Origin of the sequence: Micromonospora sp. WMMC415 (assembly GCF_009707425.1) — a bacterium.
GTDB lineage: Bacteria > Actinomycetota > Actinomycetes > Mycobacteriales > Micromonosporaceae > Micromonospora.
The window spans coordinates 4,198,482-4,217,506 of sequence record NZ_CP046104.1; the positions used below are offsets into that span (position 1 = coordinate 4,198,482).

General features: G+C 74.4%; 21 protein-coding genes. 14 read left to right on the top strand and 7 right to left on the bottom strand.

Features of this window, described 5'->3' with window-relative positions:
* Entirely contained in the window at window positions 1–1,230 is a 1,230-nt protein-coding gene (locus tag GKC29_RS19730; RefSeq protein ID WP_155332222.1) for an MFS transporter, read from the top strand.
* 6 nt (window positions 1,231–1,236) lie between these two features.
* Here the strand turns inward: GKC29_RS19730 and GKC29_RS19735 are convergent, their stop codons facing one another.
* On the bottom strand, window positions 1,237–1,632 hold the full coding sequence (locus GKC29_RS19735; RefSeq protein WP_155332223.1) for a cupin domain-containing protein: 396 nt from the start codon (window positions 1,630–1,632) through the stop codon (window positions 1,237–1,239).
* A gap of 89 nt (window positions 1,633–1,721) precedes the next feature.
* Here GKC29_RS19735 and GKC29_RS19740 point away from each other — a divergent pair, with 89 nt between their 5' ends.
* Complete coding sequence (locus GKC29_RS19740) at window positions 1,722–2,459, top strand: VOC family protein (protein ID WP_155332224.1); 738 nt, start codon at window positions 1,722–1,724, stop codon at window positions 2,457–2,459.
* Between the two features lie 423 nt (window positions 2,460–2,882).
* Here GKC29_RS19740 and GKC29_RS19745 read toward each other — a convergent pair whose 3' ends face one another.
* On the bottom strand, window positions 2,883–3,392 hold the full coding sequence (locus GKC29_RS19745) for a DinB family protein (protein ID WP_155332225.1): 510 nt from the start codon (window positions 3,390–3,392) through the stop codon (window positions 2,883–2,885).
* A 112-nt stretch (window positions 3,393–3,504) separates the two neighbouring features.
* Between GKC29_RS19745 and GKC29_RS19750 the strand changes: the two genes are divergently transcribed.
* The 4 genes from GKC29_RS19750 to GKC29_RS19765 all read left to right on the top strand — a co-directional run bounded on the left by GKC29_RS19750 (window position 3,505) and on the right by GKC29_RS19765 (window position 7,507).
* Window positions 3,505–4,977 carry a hypothetical protein gene (locus tag GKC29_RS19750; protein WP_230688721.1) on the top strand — a complete coding sequence of 491 codons (1,473 nt, stop codon included), beginning with the start codon at window positions 3,505–3,507 and terminating at the stop codon, window positions 4,975–4,977.
* 36 nt (window positions 4,978–5,013) lie between these two features.
* Window positions 5,014–5,466, top strand: coding sequence for an HNH endonuclease (locus GKC29_RS19755; protein WP_155332226.1), 453 nt, complete (start codon window positions 5,014–5,016; stop codon window positions 5,464–5,466).
* Between the two features lie 200 nt (window positions 5,467–5,666).
* Entirely contained in the window at window positions 5,667–6,623 is a 957-nt protein-coding gene (locus GKC29_RS19760) for a terpene synthase family protein (RefSeq protein ID WP_155332227.1), read from the top strand.
* Window positions 6,624–6,625: 2 nt separating this feature from the next.
* Window positions 6,626–7,507 (top strand): methyltransferase domain-containing protein, encoded by an 882-nt coding sequence (locus GKC29_RS19765; protein WP_155332228.1) that lies wholly within the window; start codon window positions 6,626–6,628, stop codon window positions 7,505–7,507.
* Window positions 7,508–7,748: 241 nt separating this feature from the next.
* Here the strand turns inward: GKC29_RS19765 and GKC29_RS19770 are convergent, their stop codons facing one another.
* On the bottom strand, window positions 7,749–8,579 hold the full coding sequence (locus GKC29_RS19770; RefSeq protein ID WP_155332229.1) for a nitroreductase/quinone reductase family protein: 831 nt from the start codon (window positions 8,577–8,579) through the stop codon (window positions 7,749–7,751).
* Between the two features lie 363 nt (window positions 8,580–8,942).
* Between GKC29_RS19770 and GKC29_RS19775 the strand changes: the two genes are divergently transcribed.
* From GKC29_RS19775 to GKC29_RS30600, 4 genes are all read left to right on the top strand, one after another.
* Window positions 8,943–9,518: a DinB family protein gene (locus GKC29_RS19775; RefSeq protein WP_155332230.1), complete on the top strand. Its 576-nt coding sequence runs from the start codon at window positions 8,943–8,945 to the stop codon at window positions 9,516–9,518.
* A 120-nt stretch (window positions 9,519–9,638) separates the two neighbouring features.
* The gene (locus GKC29_RS19780; RefSeq protein WP_155332231.1) at window positions 9,639–9,980 is read left to right on the top strand and encodes a cupin domain-containing protein; all 342 of its coding nucleotides are present in this window, start codon (window positions 9,639–9,641) and stop codon (window positions 9,978–9,980) included.
* Window positions 9,981–10,132: 152 nt separating this feature from the next.
* Window positions 10,133–10,288, top strand: coding sequence for a hypothetical protein (locus tag GKC29_RS29635; RefSeq protein ID WP_196255667.1), 156 nt, complete (start codon window positions 10,133–10,135; stop codon window positions 10,286–10,288).
* A 149-nt stretch (window positions 10,289–10,437) separates the two neighbouring features.
* A complete protein-coding gene (locus GKC29_RS30600) occupies window positions 10,438–10,929 on the top strand; it encodes an N-acetyltransferase family protein (protein WP_370463269.1) in 492 nt (163 codons plus the stop codon).
* Window positions 10,930–10,998: 69 nt separating this feature from the next.
* Here the strand turns inward: GKC29_RS30600 and GKC29_RS19790 are convergent, their stop codons facing one another.
* Entirely contained in the window at window positions 10,999–11,484 is a 486-nt protein-coding gene (locus tag GKC29_RS19790; RefSeq protein WP_155332232.1) for a DUF1992 domain-containing protein, read from the bottom strand.
* 450 nt (window positions 11,485–11,934) lie between these two features.
* On the opposite strand from GKC29_RS19790, the gene GKC29_RS19795 reads away from it, so the two are divergent.
* The 3 genes from GKC29_RS19795 (at window position 11,935) to GKC29_RS19805 (ending at window position 15,449) form a co-directional block, all read left to right on the top strand.
* Window positions 11,935–13,383, top strand: coding sequence for a multicopper oxidase family protein (locus GKC29_RS19795; protein ID WP_230688723.1), 1,449 nt, complete (start codon window positions 11,935–11,937; stop codon window positions 13,381–13,383).
* A 165-nt stretch (window positions 13,384–13,548) separates the two neighbouring features.
* Window positions 13,549–14,742, top strand: coding sequence for a hypothetical protein (locus GKC29_RS19800; RefSeq protein ID WP_155332233.1), 1,194 nt, complete (start codon window positions 13,549–13,551; stop codon window positions 14,740–14,742).
* Between the two features lie 116 nt (window positions 14,743–14,858).
* A complete protein-coding gene (locus GKC29_RS19805) occupies window positions 14,859–15,449 on the top strand; it encodes a pyridoxamine 5'-phosphate oxidase family protein (RefSeq protein WP_155332234.1) in 591 nt (196 codons plus the stop codon).
* Window positions 15,450–15,471: 22 nt separating this feature from the next.
* Here GKC29_RS19805 and GKC29_RS19810 read toward each other — a convergent pair whose 3' ends face one another.
* Entirely contained in the window at window positions 15,472–16,953 is a 1,482-nt protein-coding gene (locus tag GKC29_RS19810) for a peptide MFS transporter (RefSeq protein ID WP_155332235.1), read from the bottom strand.
* Between the two features lie 221 nt (window positions 16,954–17,174).
* On the opposite strand from GKC29_RS19810, the gene GKC29_RS19815 reads away from it, so the two are divergent.
* Entirely contained in the window at window positions 17,175–17,516 is a 342-nt protein-coding gene (locus tag GKC29_RS19815; protein ID WP_046564157.1) for an RNA polymerase-binding protein RbpA, read from the top strand.
* A 63-nt stretch (window positions 17,517–17,579) separates the two neighbouring features.
* Here the strand turns inward: GKC29_RS19815 and GKC29_RS19820 are convergent, their stop codons facing one another.
* Together GKC29_RS19820 and GKC29_RS19825 are read right to left on the bottom strand one after the other, a co-directional pair.
* On the bottom strand, window positions 17,580–18,095 hold the full coding sequence (locus GKC29_RS19820) for an FxsA family protein (protein ID WP_155332236.1): 516 nt from the start codon (window positions 18,093–18,095) through the stop codon (window positions 17,580–17,582).
* A gap of 134 nt (window positions 18,096–18,229) precedes the next feature.
* Window positions 18,230–19,018 carry a polyprenol monophosphomannose synthase gene (locus tag GKC29_RS19825; protein ID WP_155332237.1) on the bottom strand — a complete coding sequence of 263 codons (789 nt, stop codon included), beginning with the start codon at window positions 19,016–19,018 and terminating at the stop codon, window positions 18,230–18,232.
* Window positions 19,019–19,025 lie beyond the last annotated feature (7 nt).

A 19,025-nucleotide genomic window follows, 5' to 3' on the forward strand; every position in this document is an offset into this window, starting at 1 on the left:
GTGAGCCACCCCCTGCGACAGCCCGCGTTCCGGCTGATCTTCCTCGCTCGTACCGTCTCCGCGGTCGGCGACGCCGTGGTCCCCGCCGCCCTCGCCCTCGCCGTCCTCCGCGCCACGGGGTCCGCCGCGGCGCTGGCCCTCGTCCTGGCGTGCGCGATGCTGCCCCGGCTGCTCCTGCTCCCGGTCGGCGGCGTACTCGCCGACCGGTTCGACGCGCGGCGGGTGGCCGTCCTCGCCGACGTCGTCCGCGGCGCGGCGCAGCTCGTTGTCGCCCTGGAACTGGCCGCCGATCCGTCGCTGACCACCATCGCCGCAGCGGCCGCGGCGAGCGGCGCCGCCGGGGGATTCGCGCTGCCCACCGCCGCGCCCCTGGTCGCCGGCGCCGTCGGGCCGGCGCAGCGCCAGCAGGCCAACGCCCTGCTCGCGGCGACCGGCAACGCCAGCCGGCTCGCCGGCCCGGCCCTGGCCGGCGCGCTGATCTGGGCTGCCGGGCCGGCCTGGGCGTTCGTCCTCGACGCCGCCACATTCGGGCTCAGTGCGCTCCTACTCGCCGCCGCCCGCGTCCCGCACGTGACGGCGCCCCGGCGGTCGGTCCTGACTGACCTGCGGGAGGGGTGGCGCGAGGTGCGCGCCCGCGACTGGTTCGTCGTCAGTCTCGTCGGCCACGGCGCCTGGAACGGCGCCGCCGCCGTCCTGACCACCCTCGGCCCGGCGATCGCCGTACGGAAGCTCGGCGGCGAACACGTCTGGGTCCTGCTGCTGCAGGCCGGGGCGGTCGGGATGCTGGCGGGGTCGCTACTGGCCACCCGGGTACGGCCGCGCCGGCCGGTGCTGGCCGCCAACGTCGGCCTGGCCAGCTACGCCATCCCGCTCGTGCTCCTCGCCGCCGCCGCGCCGGCCCCGCTGGTCATCGCCGCCTACGGCGTCGCGCTGGCCGCGCTGGGCTACCTCAACCCGGTGTGGGCGACCGTGGTGCAGGCCCACTTTCCACCGCGCGTGCTCGCCCGCGCCACCTCCTACGACTGGCTCGCGTCCCTCGGTGCGGTGCCGCTGGGATACGCCCTCGCACCGCTCGCCGCCGACGCCTGGGGACCCGGCGCCCCCCTGCTGACCGCAGCCGGACTCGTCGCGCTCGCCTGCCTCGGCAGCGCCGTGGTGCCGGGCGTACGGCGTCTGACGTGGACACCCCCGTCGGTGCCGCGCGGCCGGCGCCGGCCGGCCGCGCGGTGACCGGCCCTACAGGACGTGGCCGGTGGTGGCGTCGACGTGGTCCGGCACCGGGTCGTGCCGGTCCCCGACGCTGGACGTCCCCGTCGGCTCGAACATCAGGATCGACGCGCCGCCCGGCGATGACGGCCGGTGCTGCACCCCCCGCGGCACCACGTGCACCGCGCCCGTGCGCAGGACCACCTCCCGCTCCGCGCCACCCTCGCCGTCGCGCAGCGCGATGCGCAACTCGCCGTCCAGGACGAGGAAGAACTCGTCGGTGTCGTCGTGGGCGTGCCACACGTGCTCCCCCGCCACCTTCGCGATCCGGACGTCGTAGTCGTTGACGCGGGTGACGATGCGCGGGCTCCACAGCTGGTCGAAGGCGGCGAACGCGGTCGCCAGGTCGATCGGCTCGTTGCTCATCGCCCCATGGTGCACAGTCGGCGCCAGCGACGCCCGCCCCGGCCGCTCGCTGTCGGTGACCTCGTCCACCTGGGCATAGGGTGGGTGGCATGGCGCTGCGACTCGTTCAGGTGAATGTCAAGGCCCGGGACGACTCAGCCCTCGGCCGGTTCTGGGCGGAGGCGCTGGGCTGGGGTGTTTCCCGCGAGGGACCGGGGGTGACCAACGTCGAGCCCGTGGGCTTCACCTGGCCCGACCCCGCCGCCGTCTGCGTCGACGTCGTCACCGTCCCGGACCCCGAAACGGTGAAGTACCGCGTGCACCTCGACCTCGCCACCACCTCGGCGGCCCACCAGGCGGAGTTGGTCGCGCGCCTGAAGGATCTCGGTGCGACGCCCGCGGATGTGGGCCAGGGCGATGTCCCGTGGACGGTCCTGGCCGACCCGGAGGGCAACGTGTTCTGCGTGTTGGAGCCTCGGGAGATCTACCGGGACACCGGGCCGATCGCCGCGGTGGTGGTCGACTGCGCGGATCCGCGGGCCATGGCCCGGTTCTGGGGCGAGACGCTGGACTGGGCGCTGCACGAGGTGACCGATGACCATGCGCGGCTGCGGTCGGCCAAGGGTGTCGGGCCGTACCTGGAGTTCCTTCGCACGTCCGGCGTGCAGACCGTGTGGAACCGCGTCCATCTCGACCTGATGCCGTACCCCGGTGATGATCAAGCGGCCGAGGTGGCCCGGCTGACGGCTCTCGGGGCCACCGGCGTCGACGTCGGCCAGGGCGATGTGCCGTGGACGTGCCTCGCCGACCCCGAGGGCAACGAGTTCTGCGTCCTGACCCCCGGCTGACGCGGAGCCTTGCCGGCTCACCGGCGTTCGGTCGGAAAACCGTTTGAGCCGTCCTTCCGCGTTCCCGTAGGTTGCCCGCGGCCCGTCACAGTGAGGACAGAGGACGAACCGCGTGACCCCGCCTGCTCTCCAGACCTGACACCTTCTTCCGCTCACCGGTAGCCGACGCTCCCGTCGGTTCTGCCGGGCTGCCCTCGTGCGCCCGGTCCTACAGCGTTCGAGGCCGCGCGTCCTTCGGCCTCGTGTCAGGTCCAGAGAGATCATGTCTTCACAACCTCATACCGTGCTGCCCTGGGTCGTTCGTCGGACCAGGTTGCCCCTGCTGTCGTTGCGGTGCGTGCCCGGCTCGACCGCGCCCGTGCTGGGACGCCGAGGTCCGCCACGCCGGCTGACCGCGCGTCGCCCGCGCCGGTCAGCCGACCGTCACTCCCCCACCGGCCCGCTGGCGATCTCGGCGACGATATCGAGGTGCCCGAGGTGGCGGGCGTACTCCTGCACCAGGTGGAACAGCACCCGCTCCAGCGTCGCCGGCTCCGCGCCGTCCCACCGCGGTCCGGGCGCTCCGACCGCGTCCAGATCGGCGGCCTCGACCGCCGCGCGGGTGTACGCGCCCTGGTCCCGCAGCCCGGCGACCAGACCGTCGCGGTCCTCCTCCGGTGCCACGTACCAGCGGTCGTCGCGCCGGTCGCCCCACGGCTCGTTCACCGCGCGGCCCTGGAAACCCCACTCGATCCACCGCCGCTCCACATGCCGAAGGTGCTTGACCAGCTCCAGCGGCGTCCAGCCCGACGCGACCCGGCTGCGGCGCAGCTCCGGCCCGGGCAGCGCCTCGACCTTGGCGATCAGGCTCTCCCGGAAGTAGTCCAGGTAGCGCAGGAACACCTCACGGCGGTCCGCGGCCGGCACGGTGGGCGATGGGAACGGAAGGGTCACCGGCTCATTGTCCGCTCCCGCCGGCGGTCCCGCTCCGGCGGGCCGCGGTCGTATGCGGCAGAGTGGCACCCGTGCCCGGTGCCCGCCGGGCGACCGAGGCAGGGAGGGTGCCGTGTCCGTGGAGGGTCCGACCGGGGTCGTCTTCCCGCGTACCGGCGCGGGGCGCAGCACCTCGGCCCTGGGCCGGGCGGTCGTCGCCGACGCGCTGCGCGCCGTCGACCCGGTGGGGGCCCGCGCGGCCGAACACGAGACGAACTGGCGGCACGGCTACCTCGTCCACTTCCGCCGCCTGGTCGAGGCCGGGCTGCTCAGCCGCGACGCCGCGCTCACCATCGCCCGTGACGGCCTCGCGTCCCTGCACGAGCGGATGCGGTACGTTGACCCCGACGGCCACGAGACGAGCCTGGACGACGCCGCCGTCGCACCCGACGACCACGAGCCGCCGCAGACCGCCACGGTGACCGGGGGCGGCCCGGTGGAACGGGAGTTCTCCCTGCCGTACCGGGGTGGGCGGCTGCGCGGCGACGACCTGCGCCGCCGCCTCGACGCCTGGGTGGGCGCCGGCGTCATCGAGCCGTCCTGCGCCGAGGCCGTCGGCGCGGTGCTCGCGAACCCGGACTGGCTGGACCTGCGCGACCAGCGGATCGTGGTGCTCGGCGCGGGCGCCGAGATGGGCCCGTTGCCGTCGGTGCTGCGCTGGGGCGGCGACGTGGTGGCGGTCGACCTGCCCCGCCCGGAACTCTGGCGACGCGTACTGGCGACGGCCCGTCGCCACGGCGGGCGGCTGCACCTGCCGGTCCGGCCCGGCACCGACGCCGACGACGACACCGCCCTCGCCGCCGGCGCGGGCCTCGACCTGCTGCACCGGCTCCCGCAGGTCGCGCGGTGGCTCGACGGCGTCGACGGCCGGCTCGTCCTCGGCAACTACGTGTACGCCGACGGGGCGACCAACGTCCGGGTCGCGATGGCCGTCGACGCCCTAACCCGCCACCTCCACCAGCGGCGCCCCGACCTGGCGCTGGCGTTCCTCGCCACCCCGACCGACGTGTTCGCGGTGCCGGGCGACGCGGTCGCCCACGCCGAACGCGGCTACGCACGGCGGGGTGTGGCGCGCCGCGCGCTGCGGGTCGCCTCCGGCGGGCGCCTGCTGCACCGCAACTACCCCCCGGACGCCGACCCGGGCGTCAACGACAGCCTCGTACCGCAGCAGGGCCCGAACTACGCCCTCGCCAAGCGCCTGCAACGCTGGCGGGCCGCGGTGGCGCGCGACGCCGGCACGACCGTGTCGTTCACCGTGGCCCCGCCCACGCGCACCCGCTCGGTGCTGCGCAACCGGGCGCTCGCCGCCGCCTACGCCGGCGCCCACCGGTTCGGCATCGAGGTGTTCGACCCGGCGACGAGCAACACGCTGATGGCCGCGCTGCTCGTGCACGACCTGCGCACCGGCGGCGGCCCCACCCACTCGCATCCGTGGCAGGACGAGGCGTACGCGGCCGCGCACGGCGGGCTGTGGCGGGTCCCGTACGCCCCGCGTTCCGCCCTGGGGCTGGCGGTGCTGCTCGGCCTCGGCGGCGCCCGCACCTGAGCGCCGATCGTCGTCCCCGACTCCTACCCTGATGCTGTGCTGTCCCAGATCAACGGCCTCTCCCGACACTTCACCGAGGACACCCTCCGGGCGTACCTGCTGAACCGCGCCGTCCGTCTCGACAACGGGTGTCTCGTGGTGCGGGGCTACGGCAGCCGACGCGGTGTGTACCAGAAACTCGCCGGCCGGGCCTGGGCGCACGTCGCGGCGTACGTGGTGTTCGTCGGCGACTACGATCCCACGCTCGAGGTCCGCCACGACTGCGCGGTGCCGGACTGCATCGAGCCGACCCATCTCCGCCAGCTCAGCCATGCGCAGAACTGCCGCGAACGCACCCAGCGGCCGCAGTGCCGCAACGGACACGACCGGGAGACCGACCCGGGGACGGGTCGCTACCGCCGGGTCTGCCGGATCTGCAACCGTGCGGCGCAGCGGCGCTGGCGCGAGCGCCAGGCTGCCCTGGTCGCGGAGGGGCGGGCCGGCGGCTGACCCTCGGTGGGCACCGGGCGCCGCGCCACCCGGCCGGTCTGCGTTCGAGCTGGTGCGCGATCCCCGACCGGCACGGCCGTACGGCGACGGAGCGTGACCGTTCGGGGGGCTGAGCCGGGCGGTCCGGGCGCGCAGACTGAGGACCGGCGGATGAACAGCCCGGTCGCCGGGCGCGGCCGGGCCAGCGTCGAGGAGCGGTGGTGCCGCAGCTGGCCAGCGGTCTGCTGGCATTCGTACCGGTGGCCGACCACGGACGCCTCCTCGACCGTGCGCGGGAGGTGACCGCGCGCTGTGACGCCTGGTTGACCGAGTACCCGATCGTGCGCCGCCCCTCCGTCACCGCCGCCTGCGCGCTGGTCTCCACCGTCGCCATGCCCCACCTGCGCGTCACCGAACTCGGGCTCCTGACGCGATGGTGGCTGTGGATCTTCGGAGTGGACGACGTCTTCGACGACCGGGCGGTTCCGGACGAGCGGGTCGACACCTGGGCGCGTCGCTTCGCGGGTCATCTCCCGGCCGACGACGACGCGCTACTGGCCGCGTACGGGTCGATCCGCGGTGACCTGAGCCGCTACCCGCTGTACCCGCGGTTCGCGCGCCGGTGGCGGGCCGGGATGGCGGACATCGTCCGGGGGATGCTGCGGGAGCGGCGCTGGAGCGCCGCCGGGACACCGGCGGACCAGCCCGGCTACGACACGTACCTGCGCAACGGCATGACGACGATCTCCGTACGCCCGTACACCGTCACGGCGGCGATCCTCGCCGACGAGCCGGCCGCGGCGGACAGCTTCGCCGCGCTCGATCCGGTGATCGACACCGCGGCGCGCTGCTTCCGGCTGGCCAACGACCTGCGGTCGGCCGCCCGCGAGCGGGAGGAGGGCACGCTCAACGCGGTCTGGCTGCTGCAGCGTGACCTCACCGCCCGGGGCCTCGGCGACGCGGCCGCCGAACAGGCCGCCCGCCAGCGCCTCCGCGAGACCTGCGCCGCCGATCTCGCGCACCTCGACGCTGCCCGGCGAACGGCACCGTCCGCGCTCGCCACGCTGACCCGCTTCCTGTGGGCGCACACGCTCTTCGTGTGGAACATGTACGAGGTCAGCGACTACGACACGGCATCGGCGCTCCTTCGCCGGGAATCCGGACCTTCGAAGGAGTAACCATGTCGACACCGCTGACCGATCCCCCCGCGGCCATCGTCACCGAGTACGAGGCCGCCGTCGCCCGGTACTGGGACACCAAACGAGACGACCAGATCAACCTGCTCCTCGGCGCGGAGGACGGTGTGATCCACCACCACTACGGCGTGGGCGACTTCGACCGCGCGATCCTCGACCTGCCGGCAGCGGACCGCGAGACCGCCGTCCTCGCCGAACTGCACCGGCTGGAGAACCAGCAGACCGAGCGCATCCTGGACACCCTGGCCCCGGTCTGCGCCGAGGATCGGCTGCTGGACGGCGGGTCGGGCCGCGGCGGCACCGCCTTCATGCTGCACGACCGGTTCGGCTGCCAGGTGGACGGCCTGACCATCTCCCGCTACCAGGTCGAGTTCGCCACCCGCCTGGCGCAGCGGCGCGGTTGCGCCGACAGCGTGCGCTTCCACCTGCGCAACATGCTGCGCACCGGCTTGCCTTCCGCGTCCTTCGACGCGATCGTGACCAACGAGACCACCATGTACGTCGACCTGTTCGAGCTGTACCGGGAGTTCGCTCGGATCCTGCGCCCCGGCGGCCGGTACGTCCTCATCACCTGGTGCGTCGACGACCTGACCGGGCCGACGGCGGACACCGAGCGCATCGACCGCCACTACGGCTGCCACATGCACCGTCGCAGCACCTACTTCGCGGCGCTGGCCGCGAACGGGCTCGTCCCGTACCGGGTCGTCGACCTCACCGCCGAGGCCATTCCCTACTGGGAGTTGCGCACCCACTCGCAGCACCGCACGGGCATCGAGGCGGCGTTCCTCGACGCCTACCACCAGCGGGCGGCGAACTTTCTCCTGATCGGCGCCGACCGGCCGAAAGACGCCGCCGCGCCCGCCTGACCACCGTGTTGAGCCGCGCCCCACGACGGGCCCGCGCTTACACCAGCCTGCGGGCTTATGCACAAGAACCGTCATTATGATGTACGGCGGATCTGTCCCTTTTGTCCCGGGTGTTTGTCGGATTGATGTTCCCGGTATTTCGATAAACCGGGTGCGGGCCGACGGAACCCGGCTCGGGTGAAACACCGAGGAGGCCTGCCCCCTCGGGCAGGCCTCCTCGGGTTCCGGGGCGACGGAGTGGTCAAGCGGTGTCGAGGACGGGGATGAGCTGCTCCTCCTCGTACGCCAGATGGGCCTCCACTTCGGCCACGAGGCGCGCGACCCGCTCGCGGACCTCGTCGCGGTCGGTGACCGTGGTGGTGACCGCCTGCTGGAGTTCGCCCACCAGCTCGGCCACCCGCCGGTGCTCGGTGCGGAGCCGGTCGAGCACGTCGGCCAAGTCGGGGCGCTGCGCGCCGATGCCGACGAACATGCCGGCATCCTCGTGCGTGTGGTGGGCGTGCAGGCCCCCGCAGAGGGTCAGGCAGTTCACCCGTAGCTGCGCACCGAGCGTCGCGCCGGACCGTTCGACCTCGTCGCGGATCAGCGCCAGTTCGCGCCGGAACGCGTCGTGGATGAGCCGCAGCGCCGCGCCCCAGGACGCCGCTGCCGGCGGACCGGCGTCCTGCGGGTGGAGGGCCACCACCGGGATGACCCGCTCGGTCTTCGCCTGGTACGCGGCCCAGCCCGGATCGGCCTCCACCGCGCGGGCGAAGACCTGGTCCCGGTCGACGCCGGTGAGCACCTCGGCCCGGGCAGGATAGGTGAAGACGCCGTCCTCGACGGTGACCGTCGGGTCGGCGACCAGGTTGTGGAACCAGTCGGGATGGCGGTCGGCGCCGCCGGCGGAGGCGATCACGAGGATGCGCTCCCCGCCGTCGGGCAGGTAGCCGACCGGGGTCGTGTGCGGGGCGCCGGACCGCGCCCCGGTGGTGGTGAGCAGGATCAGGCGGGCGCCCTCGAAGGGCCCGCGCACCCGGCCGGCGTTGGTCCGGAACTCGTCGATGATCTGCTGGTTGAAGTCGTTGGGCATACGCTGCTTTCCTGAGCGGACATGGCGTGCCGGCCGATCCGTCGGCGGGCACGGAGGAGCGGCGCCGCTTCGGCGGCGCGAAGACGAACTGGTACGCGGAGAACCCAGGAGGGTGGCGGGGAGATCGGGCGGGGCGCGGGCCCGCCCCGGCGTCATCGAATCGCCGGGTGCCCTGTCCGCTCGTGGCCAAAGGCCGACCCGGCAGTCACGGGCCGAGGCTACCCGGATCACCGGGTGCGGCGCAGCCCCGTCGCGTCGTCCCGACCCCGGCGGGTCGACCCCGGCCGTGCCGGAGTCCGCAGTGGATGATGCCGGCCGGCACGACGGATTGCAGGTCCCGCGCCGCTGTGCCACGGTCGGGCGGTGATCGTGACAACCGGCACCGACGTCACCCGCGCCGTGGCGGAGATGACCGCCCTGCTCGGCCCGCACACCGACAGGGACTGGTCGGTTCGCGCCGGTGACCTCGAGTGGAGCTGCTGGACGACCGCCGCTCACGTGGCGCACGACCTGATGGCGTACGCCGGTCAGGTCGCCGGCCGCCCGCACTCCAGCTACCTGCCGTACGACCTGCTGGTCTCCCCCGCCGCCGGCCCGGCCGAGGTCCTGGCGGTGGTGACGGCCTGCGGGGCGCTGCTGCGCGCCGCCGTGGAGACGGCCGGGCCGCAGGTGCGGGCCTGGCACTGGGGGCCGTGCGACCCGGAGGGCTTCGCGGCGATGGGAGTGGCCGAGACCGTCCTGCACACCTACGACCTCACGCGCGGGCTCGGGGTGCCGTGGATGCCACCGGAGGACCTGAGCAGGGCCGTGCTGCACCGCCTCTTCCCGGACGCCCCGGACGGGCCGGCGCCGCAGGTGCTGCTGTGGTGCACCGGGCGAGGTGAGCTGCCGGGACGGCCCCGGCGCACGTCGTGGACCTGGCGCGCGGCCGTGCAGTGACCCCACGCCCTTCGGTGCCGTTGCCGCCGTCTGGTGCCTGTGGAGGGTCCGTCCACCGCAGGCCACCGGTGCGTCAATGGCCGGCGCGGCCGGAGCGGACCGGTGGATAGGGTCGCCGCCATGCAGATCATCAAAGGTGCCGGTGAGTGGGCGGAGCCGGCAGAGGCGGCCGCCAACGACTGGGTCGAGCACCTGCGGGTGCCGGACCTGTCCGTCGGTACGTACCGCATCCCGGCCGGCGGTGTCGACGACCAGAGCCCGCACACCGAGGACGAGATCTACCTGGTGACCGCGGGGCGGGCCCGGATCGTGACGCCGGACGGCGAGGCGCACGTCGGTCCCGGCGCGGTGATCTTCGTCCCGGCCGGCGAGGAACACCGCTTCGTGGACGTCACCGAGGACCTCACGCTCCTGGTCGTGTTCGGCCCGGCCTACGGCTCCCGCGCGGACCGCCGGAGCTGACCGTCTCCGGTTCCGCGACGGCATCACCGACCGCCGCGTACGCCTCAGGGATGACCGAATCGATTGACATTCGATAGGTAGCGGGTGATAGTCGATATATGCGTGTGATGCATCCCGCGTCGCTGCGCGCCGGTCTTTCGAAGGGGCGCCCCATGAAGTACCTCCTCGCCATCCTCGCCGTCGCGATCGGCGTCGCCGCGGTCGTCTACGGGGAGTCCGACGACTCGCCGGGCCTCCAGCTCCTGGGCGCCGTGCTCGTCCTCGCCGCCGTCGGGTACGGCGTGCGGATGGCCGTACGGAGCCGGTAGCGGCACCGCCGCCGTCCCGTAGACTGGCGCGCATGGAGTGCTTCGCCGCCGGGCGTACCCGCCGCTGAGGGCCGCCGCGCGCCGCTGTGACCGGCCGCGCGGGGCCCGGATGACGCCTTTCTGTCCGGCTTCATTCCTCCAGTGACGAGGTGCACTTCCATGCGCATCCGCGCGTTCCGCCAGGACGACCTGGCACCCCTGACCAACCTGACCATCGAGACGTTCCGGCCGTTCTACGAGGACTACTTCCGTCCCCTGGTGGGCGAGGTGATCTTCGCCAACCAGCACGGTGCCTGGCGGGACGACTACCGAACGCAACTCGCCGGGCTGCACGCCCCGAGGAACACCGGCACGTCGCGGTCGCCGAGATCGACGGAACCATCGCCGGGTACGTGGCCTGGAGCGTCGATCCGGCCCGGCGCAACGGGACCGTCACGATCCTCGCCGTGTCGGCCGCGTACCGCCGGCACCACCTGGGCACGGCGCTCTGCGAACACGCCTTCGACGAGCTGCGGGCCCTGGGTGCCGAGGTGGTCGAGATCGGCACCGGCAGCGACCCGTTCCACGCGCCGGCGCGGGCTCTGTACGAGCGGCTCGGCTGCACGGAGCTTCCGATCGCGGTCTACTACCGGCAGTTGTGACCGGGACCGCTGCGGGACGGGTACGGCCCGTCCCGCAGCGGGCCGCTCCGTCCCGTTCGCCGGGCGCCCCTAGGCCGCCGCACGGCGGCGCCACGGCAGGCGCCACCACCGTCGGGTCGGCCGCGCCCGGGCCGTGGCCACCGTCGGCGGCGCCGGACGGATGGCGGCCTGCTGCCGCTCCGCGCGCCAGCGGCGGACCACCTCGTCGACGTTGACCGGCCGCACGACGACCTGCGGGCCGGTGGGTGTGCGCAGCCAGGCGACGATCTGCGCATTGAGCGCGCCGACGTACCCGCGGACCGCCTCCTCCGTGGGCAGGTCCCGCACCTCGTCGGGCACCCGCTCGATCCGGCGGCGCAGTTGCAGCGGCGTCGGCAGCAGCAGGTCGGTGGGCAGCGCCTCCCGCTCCAGGAAGCTCTTGATCCACCACGACTCGTCGTACGGCTGGTCGCGGCCGGGAATGGGCCTGCCGGCGCCGGGCAGGTTGTCGAACTCGCCCCGCTCCTGAGCGGCGCGGATCTGCGCCTCGACCGTCGCCTCCCACCGTGCCTCCACCCGGCCCCACCTCCCCGACCACGGTAGCGCGCACGCGCGCGGTCCCCGTCCAGCCGCAACCCGCCCCACCCTCGTCGATCTTGCGATTGTCACCTGGACAAACCACGCGGCCCGGGAGGATTCCACGACGCCGAGGCAGGACCGACGGCGCGTGGGCGCGGGAGGCGGCGCGCCTCGACACCGAGGGTCAGCCGGCCCTTGCCGGCAGGCCGGGAACAGGGCGGACCGCGAACACGGCGGGGCAGGGACGCGGCGGGACGTGGTGGGGCGGGCGGGACGCGGTCCCGGGAGCCGGGCGCGTACCGCTCCAGCAGCGAGCCCGAGCGCGCGTCGAGTGCGCCACGGGCGCCGGTTGGTTGCATCGCCCGCGGCCGGTCGAGCCGGGAGCCACCGGCCCGACCGGCGCCTCATCGTGAGCGGGTGCCGGGCACCCAGGGGGAGGAGCAGACAGTGGACAGACGACGCCTCATCACCCTCGGTGGTCTGGCCGCCGGGGGTGCGGTCCTGCTGCCGGGCTGCGGTGGCCGGACGACGTCCGGGCGCGCCACGCACACCGCGCACCACCACCACGGCGCCGGTGGCGGCGGAGCCGGTCGGGCGGCGGCGGTCGACCCGTTCACCGTCCCGATGCCGGTGCCGCCGGTGCTGCGCCCGACCGCCGTCCTAGGCGGAATGGAGGTCTACGACGTGGCCGTGCGGCACACCACGACGGAGATCGTGCCGGGGCTGACCACCCCGGTTCTCGGCTACAACGGGCGGTTCGTCGGCCCCACCATCCGCGCGAGGCGTGGACGGCCGGCGGTGGTGCGCGTACGCAACGAGATGCACCACGCGACGAACGTGCACCTGCACGGTGGTGTCGTGCCCGCGTCCAGCGACGGACACCCGTCGGACGCGATCACGCCGGGTGGTTGGCGCGCCTACCACTACCCGAACCGCCAGCGTGGGGCGACGCTGTGGTACCACGACCACAGCCACCACATGGAGGCCGAGCACGTCTACCGTGGTCTGCACGGGTTCTACCTGATCGACGACGACGCCGAGCGGGACCTGCGGCTGCCCTCCGGCCGGTACGACATCCCGATCATGCTGCGTGACGCGCTGGTGGGCGACGACGGCACACTGGTGTTCGACCCGGCGCGGTGGGCCGACCGGCGGACGATCCTGGTCAACGGCAAGCCCCAGCCGGTGCTGCGGGTGGCCGCCCGCCGCTACCGGCTGCGGCTGCTCAACGCCTCCGCGCACCGGATCTTCCGCCTGGCCCTGGCCGGCGCGGACCTGGTGCAGATCGCCAGCGACGGCGGGTTGCTGCCGGCGCCGGTGCCGCGGTCCGAGCTGTCCCTGACCCCGGCGGAACGCGCCGAGATCGTCGTGGACTTCCGGCAGCAGCCGGTCGGCACCCGGCTGGTGCTGGAGGACACGTCCGGTCCGGTGCTCGCCTTCGACGTGGCCGCCGAGGCGGACGACGACAGCCGGCTGCCGGACCGGCTGCGCGCGCTGCCGCCACTGGGCACGGCGACCACGGTCCGTGACGTGACCCTCAGCTTCAACCCGGGCTCGACCACGTTCACGATCAACGGCCAGGTGTTCGACGCGGCCCGCGTCGACGCCCGGATCCCCCTCGGCAGCACCGAGATCTGGCGGGTCACCAACGCCGACACGGCCTTCGGCATCACCCACAACCTGCACCTGCACCTGGTGCAGTTCCGGGTGCTCGACCGCGACGGTGTGCCGCCCGGGCCCGGCGAGGCCGGGCTGAAGGACACGGTGGCGGTGCCGCCCGGGTCGACCGTCCGCGTGCAGGCGACCTTCACGGGGTTCACCGGCCGCTACGTCTACCACTGCCACTTCCTGGAGCACGCCCAGGCCGGCATGATGGCGCAGTTCGAAGTGGTGTGAGCGGCCCGCCGGCCCGGTCGTCGCACCGGCGCCCGGGCCGGCGGCCGGCTCCGCCTGCTCCGGGACCGGGCGCGGGACGCCGCGTGCCGGCGGTACGCCCGGTGCGACCGCCGGGGCGTCCGCCGCACGGGCGTGACCGCCGGGCCGGACTACACTTCCGGTCCCATGGACGAGCAGGCCGCCCTCACCGACACCCGTCCCTGCGCCCACTGTGGTCGGCAGGTGCCGCAGCGGGCCGGCGCGGGCCGGCCGTTCCGCTACTGCCGGAACAACGACGGCGCCTGCCAGCGGGCCGCCCGCAACGGCCGGATGCGCCACCGCAACGCCCCGGGCCTGCCCGGGCAGGTGGCCCGCACCTGGGAGGCGGTGGACCGGCTCGACCAGATCGTGGAGACCCTGACCGAGGCGCTGCACGCCGAACTGTCGCCGGTCGGGGTGGAGCGGCAGCTCGCCCAGGCACGCGCCGACGCGGCCACGCAGGTGGCGGCGGCGCAGACCGAGCGGGACGAGGCGCGCCGCGACGCGGAGGACGCCGCCGCGTCCGCCGTCCGCGCCCGGGAGTCGGCGCGGGCCGCCGCGGCCGAGCGGGACGCCGCCCGCGCCGACGCCGGGCGGGCCGCCGAGGAGGCCACCGCGGCCGTGGCGCGGGCCGACCGGGCCGAGCAGGCTCGGGACGCCGCGCGCCGGGAGGCCGGCGCCGCCGAGGCGCTGCGGGTCCAGGCGGAGCGGGACCGCGACGCCGCGCGGGCGGAGCTGCGGACGCTGCGCGCCGACCTGGAGGCCGAGCGGCGGCGCGCCGCCGACCTCGCCGGGGAACGCGACGCCGCCCGCGCCGACGCCGACCGGGCCACCCGGGCGGCGGCCGAGGCGGTCGAGGCGGCGCAGCACCACCGCGCGGAGGCCGCGCAGGCCCGGGAGGAGGGGGCGCAGGCGCGCCAGCAGGCCGCACAGGCCCGGGAGGAGGTCGCGCAGGCGCGGGCCGACACGGACCGGGCCAGGACGGAGGCCGGGCGCGCACGAGCCGAGGCCGACGCGGCGGTGCAGGTCCGCGAGCGGGCGGTGGTCGACCGGGACCGGGCCGAGGCGGAGCGCCGGCAGGTGGCGGCGGACGCCGAGCGGGCCCGCGCGGACGCGGCGGCGCTCGCCGAGGCGCGGGAGGCGCTGCGCGCCGAGCTGGCCGCGACCCGGCAGGCCGCGGCCGCCGCCGAGGGCCGGCTGGAGGAGCTGACGGTACGGCTGCGCGCCGCCGAAACCGACCGGGACGAGGCGCACCGGCGCGTCGCCCAGCTGGCCGACCAGGTCGGCCACCTGGCCGCCGCCGCCCTGGCCCGCCGCGAGGCCGCGACACCGGCCGGCTGACCGTCGTCCGCCGGTGGACGGTGGTCGGCGCGGAACGCGAAGCCCTCGGCCGGTGGCGACCGGCGTCACGACCGGCGGGGCAGCGGGGCCCGACCGGCGGGGAGGACGATGGCGGCATGGGAAAGACGTACGAGCGCATCGACGGTCGGCTGCGGACGTTCATCGAGGACCAGCCGATGTTCTTCACGGCGACCGCGCCGCTGGCCGCCGACGGCACGGTGAACCTGTCCCCGAAGGGGCTGCGCGGCTCGTGGGCCGTCCTGGACGAGCGCACGGTGGCGTACCTGGACTTCGCCGGCAGCAACGCCGAGACCGTCGCCCACCTGCGGGAGAACGGCCGGATCACGCTGATGTGGTGCGCGTTCACCGGCCCGCCGAACATCGTGCGGGTGCACGGGCGGGGCGAGCCGGTGTTCCGCGACGACCCGCGGTGGCGGGACCTGATCGGCCACTTCCCCGACATCGACACCACGCTGCACGGGCTGCGGGCGATCATCGTGGTGCGGGCGGAACTGATCCGGGACACGTGCGGATACGCGGTGCCGTTCATGACGTACGACGCCGACCGGGATCTGCATGCGCGGCGGTTCGCCCGGGAGGACGACGCCTCACTGGACGCCTACTTCACCGGCAAGGAGCACGTGGCGACCAGCATCGACGGGCTGCCGGGGTTGCCGCTGCCGCTGCCGCCCACCCCGACCCGCTGACCGGGCGGCGGCCCGGGCGGGGTCAGTGGATGCCGACCATCAGGCCGCGGATGTGCCGGGTGAACATGACCGCGCCCAGACCGAGGGCCACCGACGCCAGTCCGAAGGTCAGGAAGTAGGTCGGCGCCGCCCACGTCTCGGCCAGCCGGGCGACCTGACCGCCGATGGCGTCGCCGACGGCGGTGGCGAGGAACCACAGGCCCATCATCTGGCTGGCGTACTTGACCGGCGCCAGCTTCGTGGTGGCGGACAGACCGACCGGGCTCAGCGCCAGTTCACCGGCGACCTGGATCGCGTACACGGCCACCAGCCACCACGGCGAGACCAGGTCGCCGCCGACGGCGGCCTGCGCGGCGGCGGCCATCAGCACGAACGACAGACCGTTGAGCACCAGGCCCACGGCGAACTTCAGCGGGGTGGAGACGCGGTGGCCGAGGCGTGTCCACAGCAGCGCGGCCAGCGGCGCCCCGATGATGATCAGGATCGGGTTGACCGACTGGAGCCAGGATGCGGGGAAGGTGAACCCGGCGACGGTCCGGTCGGTGTTGTCGGCGGCGAAGACGTTGAGCACCGATCCGGCCTGGTCGTAGATGAGCCAGAACGCGGCGGCGAAGACGAACAGCCACACGTACGCCTTCATCCGGCTGCGTTCGGTGGGACTGAGTTCCCGGTCGACCATGATCCGGGCGAAGTAGCCGACGGTGACGAGCACGGTGACGGCGGTGAGCAGGTTGACGACGGTGTCGACGGTGAACAGCCCGGCCAGCGCGAGCGCGGCCACCACCAGCGCCACGCCGGCGGCCGCGATGCCGATGCGGGTCAGGGCGCGACGGCGGTCGGCGCCGAGCAGCGGGTCGGCCGGACGGGCGCCGGCGTCGCCGAGGCCGCGTCGGCCCAGCACGTACTGCAGGACACCGAAGGTCATGCCGACGGCCGCCGCCCCGAACCCCAGGTGCCAGTTGACCTTCTCGCCGAGGAACCCGCAGATCAGCGGCGCGATGAACGCGCCCAGGTTGATGCCCATGTAGAAGATGGCGAAGCCGGCGTCGCGGCGCGGCGAGTCCCGGTCGTACAGGTCACCGACCATGGTGGAGATGTTGGGTTTGAGCAGGCCGGTGCCGAGCACGATGAGGGTCATGCCGGCGAAGACGCTCCACCGGGTGGGGATCGCCATCACGTAGTGGCCGGCGGCGATGACCACGCCGCCCCACAGCACGCTGCGGCGGGCGCCGATGAGCCGGTCGGCCACCCAGCCGCCGGGCAGCGCCATCAGGTAGACCATCGCGTTGTAGGTGCCGTAGACGGCGTTGGCGGTGGACTCCCCCATGCCCTGCCCCTCGTCGGCGAGCGACGCGGTCAGGTAGAGCACGAGGATGGCCCGCATGCCGTAGAAGCTGAACCGCTCCCACATCTCGGTGAGGAACAGCGTGGCCAGGGCCGGCGGGTGACCGAGGAAGGTCCGCCCGGCGGGTGGTCGGGCGGCGACCGGCGTGTCACGGGCCATGACATCCTCCGCAGTCGCTGGGGCGGCTAACATCCCCGTCGACAGCGGAAACACTCCACCGTTTCGGCCCGGCCGGGGACGACCCCGCCGGGCGGTCGTCATGGCCGGCTACCCTTGGACCGGCCCGCCTGCGACCCGGCACCGCGCCGCGGGCGGGAATGGCCCGGCGGACACGAACCGTTACACCAGAAGACAGCACCACGAACGAGGGGAAGACGATCATGGGCGAGCGCATGCTGCGCGGTAGCCGCCTCGGGGCGGTCAGCTACGAGTCCGACCGCAACACGGAGCTCGCGCCGCGTCAGACCCGCGAGTACCTGTGCGCCAAGGGCCACCAGTTCGAGGTGCCGTTCGCCGTCGACGCCGAGGTCCCCACGACCTGGGAGTGCAAGTTCGACGGCAGCGTTGCCCGCCTGGTCGACGGCAGCGAGCCGGAGCAGAAGAAGGCCAAGCCGCCGCGTACCCACTGGGACATGCTGCTGGAGCGGCGGTCGATCGCCGAGCTGGAGGACATCCTCGCCGAGCGGCTGCAGGAGGTCCGCACCCGCCGCGGTCGCGCCTGAGCGGCACCGGACACACGGCGCCCCCGGGGAGGAATCTCCCCGGGGGCGCCGTTTCGTGTGCGGTCAGCCCTGGCGGGGCTCGACGATCTCCCCCTCGATGGCCCGCCCGCCGTCGACCACGGTCGGCTCGGCGGTGGGCGGCGGCTGCGGCGTGCCACGGTGGACCCGGACCCGGCGCGGGCCGAACAGGTCACCGGCGACCATCGACGACACCCGGCGCTCCGTGGCGCGTTGCACCCCGGACCGGGCAAGCCGCCGCACCGGCGGCACCAGCAGCAGCAGGCCCAGCGCGCCGCTGAGCAGGCCCGGCGTGGCCAGCAGCAGCGCACCGGCCAGGCCGACGAGCCCGTCGGTGACCTGCCGGCCCGGCGGCTGCGCGGCCTGCGCGGCGGACCGGAAGCCCCGCCAGGCGCGCATGCCCTCGCGGCGCAGCAGCACCAACCCCAGCAGCGACGCGGCGAACACCGCCAGCACCGCCACTCCGAACCCGACGGCCCGCCCGACGGCCACGAACACCGCCAGCTCCGCGACGACCGCCAGCAACAGGGCCAACGGGACGAACCTCAGTCCTCGGCGCATCTCACCTCACCCGCTCGGTAGCGGCACCCCGAATGTCGGTCTCCGCCGGCTGTCGCCCGGCCCCGGGGGCGTCGTCCACGCCCATCCAGCATGACACGCACGCCACGGACCCGGCGACCGCCGCCCCGGGCTCGCTACGGCCACCGCACCTGGCCGGTGGGGGTGCCGTGCAGTCCCCGGCGTACGGCCTGCCGCCGGTCGGCCACCGCCCACCGGGTGACCCGCCACAGCGCCTCCGCCACGATCCGCGGGCTCATCTTGCTGCTGCCGTGTTCCCGCTCGGCGAACGTGATCGGCACCTCCACGATGCGGACACCGGCCCGGTGGGCGAGGTGGGCCAGCTCCACCTGGAACGAGTACCCCTGCGAACACACCGACCCCAGGTCGATGGCGTCCAGGGCGCTGAGCCGGTACACCCGGTACCCGCCGGTGGCGTCGGACACGGGCACGCCCAGGGCCAGCCGCGCGTACAGGTTGCCGCCGCGCGACAGCAGCAGCCGCCGCAGCGGCCAGTTGAGCACCCGCGCCCCGCGGGCCCACCGCGACCCGATCACCACGTCGGCGTCGCGGGCGGCGGCCAGCAGCGCCGGCAGGTCCTCCGGGGCGTGGGAACCGTCGGCGTCCATCTCCACCACGGCGTCGTAGCCGCGTTCGCGGGCCCACGCGAAACCCGCCAGGTACGCCGCGCCGAGGCCGCGTTCGCCCCGCCGGTGCAGGACGTGCACCCGCGGGTCGGTGCCGGCGAGGGCGTCGGCGACCGCCCCGGTGCCGTCGGGGCTGTCGTCGTCGGCGACGAGGACGTCCACCGCCGGCGCCGTCCGGCGCACCCGCCGCACGACCTGACGAAGGTTGTCCACCTCGTTGTAGGTCGGGATCACCACGAGCACCCGCCCCACCCCGGGGTGACCGGTCTCGTCGCCCACCGTCGCA

What these genes read in the sequence shown, in the direction of transcription:
- GKC29_RS19805 (WP_155332234.1), top strand. Translation starts at nt 14,859, where the DNA reads ATGGGAAAGACGTACGAGCGCATCGACGGTCGGCTGCGGACGTTCATC.
- GKC29_RS19780 (WP_155332231.1), top strand. Translation starts at nt 9,639, where the DNA reads ATGCAGATCATCAAAGGTGCCGGTGAGTGGGCGGAGCCGGCAGAGGCG.
- GKC29_RS19735 (WP_155332223.1), bottom strand. Translation starts at nt 1,632, where the DNA reads ATGAGCAACGAGCCGATCGACCTGGCGACCGCGTTCGCCGCCTTCGAC.
- GKC29_RS19820 (WP_155332236.1), bottom strand. Translation starts at nt 18,095, where the DNA reads ATGCGCCGAGGACTGAGGTTCGTCCCGTTGGCCCTGTTGCTGGCGGTC.
- GKC29_RS19740 (WP_155332224.1), top strand. Translation starts at nt 1,722, where the DNA reads ATGGCGCTGCGACTCGTTCAGGTGAATGTCAAGGCCCGGGACGACTCA.
- GKC29_RS19810 (WP_155332235.1), bottom strand. Translation starts at nt 16,953, where the DNA reads ATGGCCCGTGACACGCCGGTCGCCGCCCGACCACCCGCCGGGCGGACC.
- GKC29_RS19815 (WP_046564157.1), top strand. Translation starts at nt 17,175, where the DNA reads ATGGGCGAGCGCATGCTGCGCGGTAGCCGCCTCGGGGCGGTCAGCTAC.
- GKC29_RS29635 (WP_196255667.1), top strand. Translation starts at nt 10,133, where the DNA reads ATGAAGTACCTCCTCGCCATCCTCGCCGTCGCGATCGGCGTCGCCGCG.
- GKC29_RS19770 (WP_155332229.1), bottom strand. Translation starts at nt 8,579, where the DNA reads ATGCCCAACGACTTCAACCAGCAGATCATCGACGAGTTCCGGACCAAC.
- GKC29_RS19765 (WP_155332228.1), top strand. Translation starts at nt 6,626, where the DNA reads ATGTCGACACCGCTGACCGATCCCCCCGCGGCCATCGTCACCGAGTAC.
- GKC29_RS19800 (WP_155332233.1), top strand. Translation starts at nt 13,549, where the DNA reads ATGGACGAGCAGGCCGCCCTCACCGACACCCGTCCCTGCGCCCACTGT.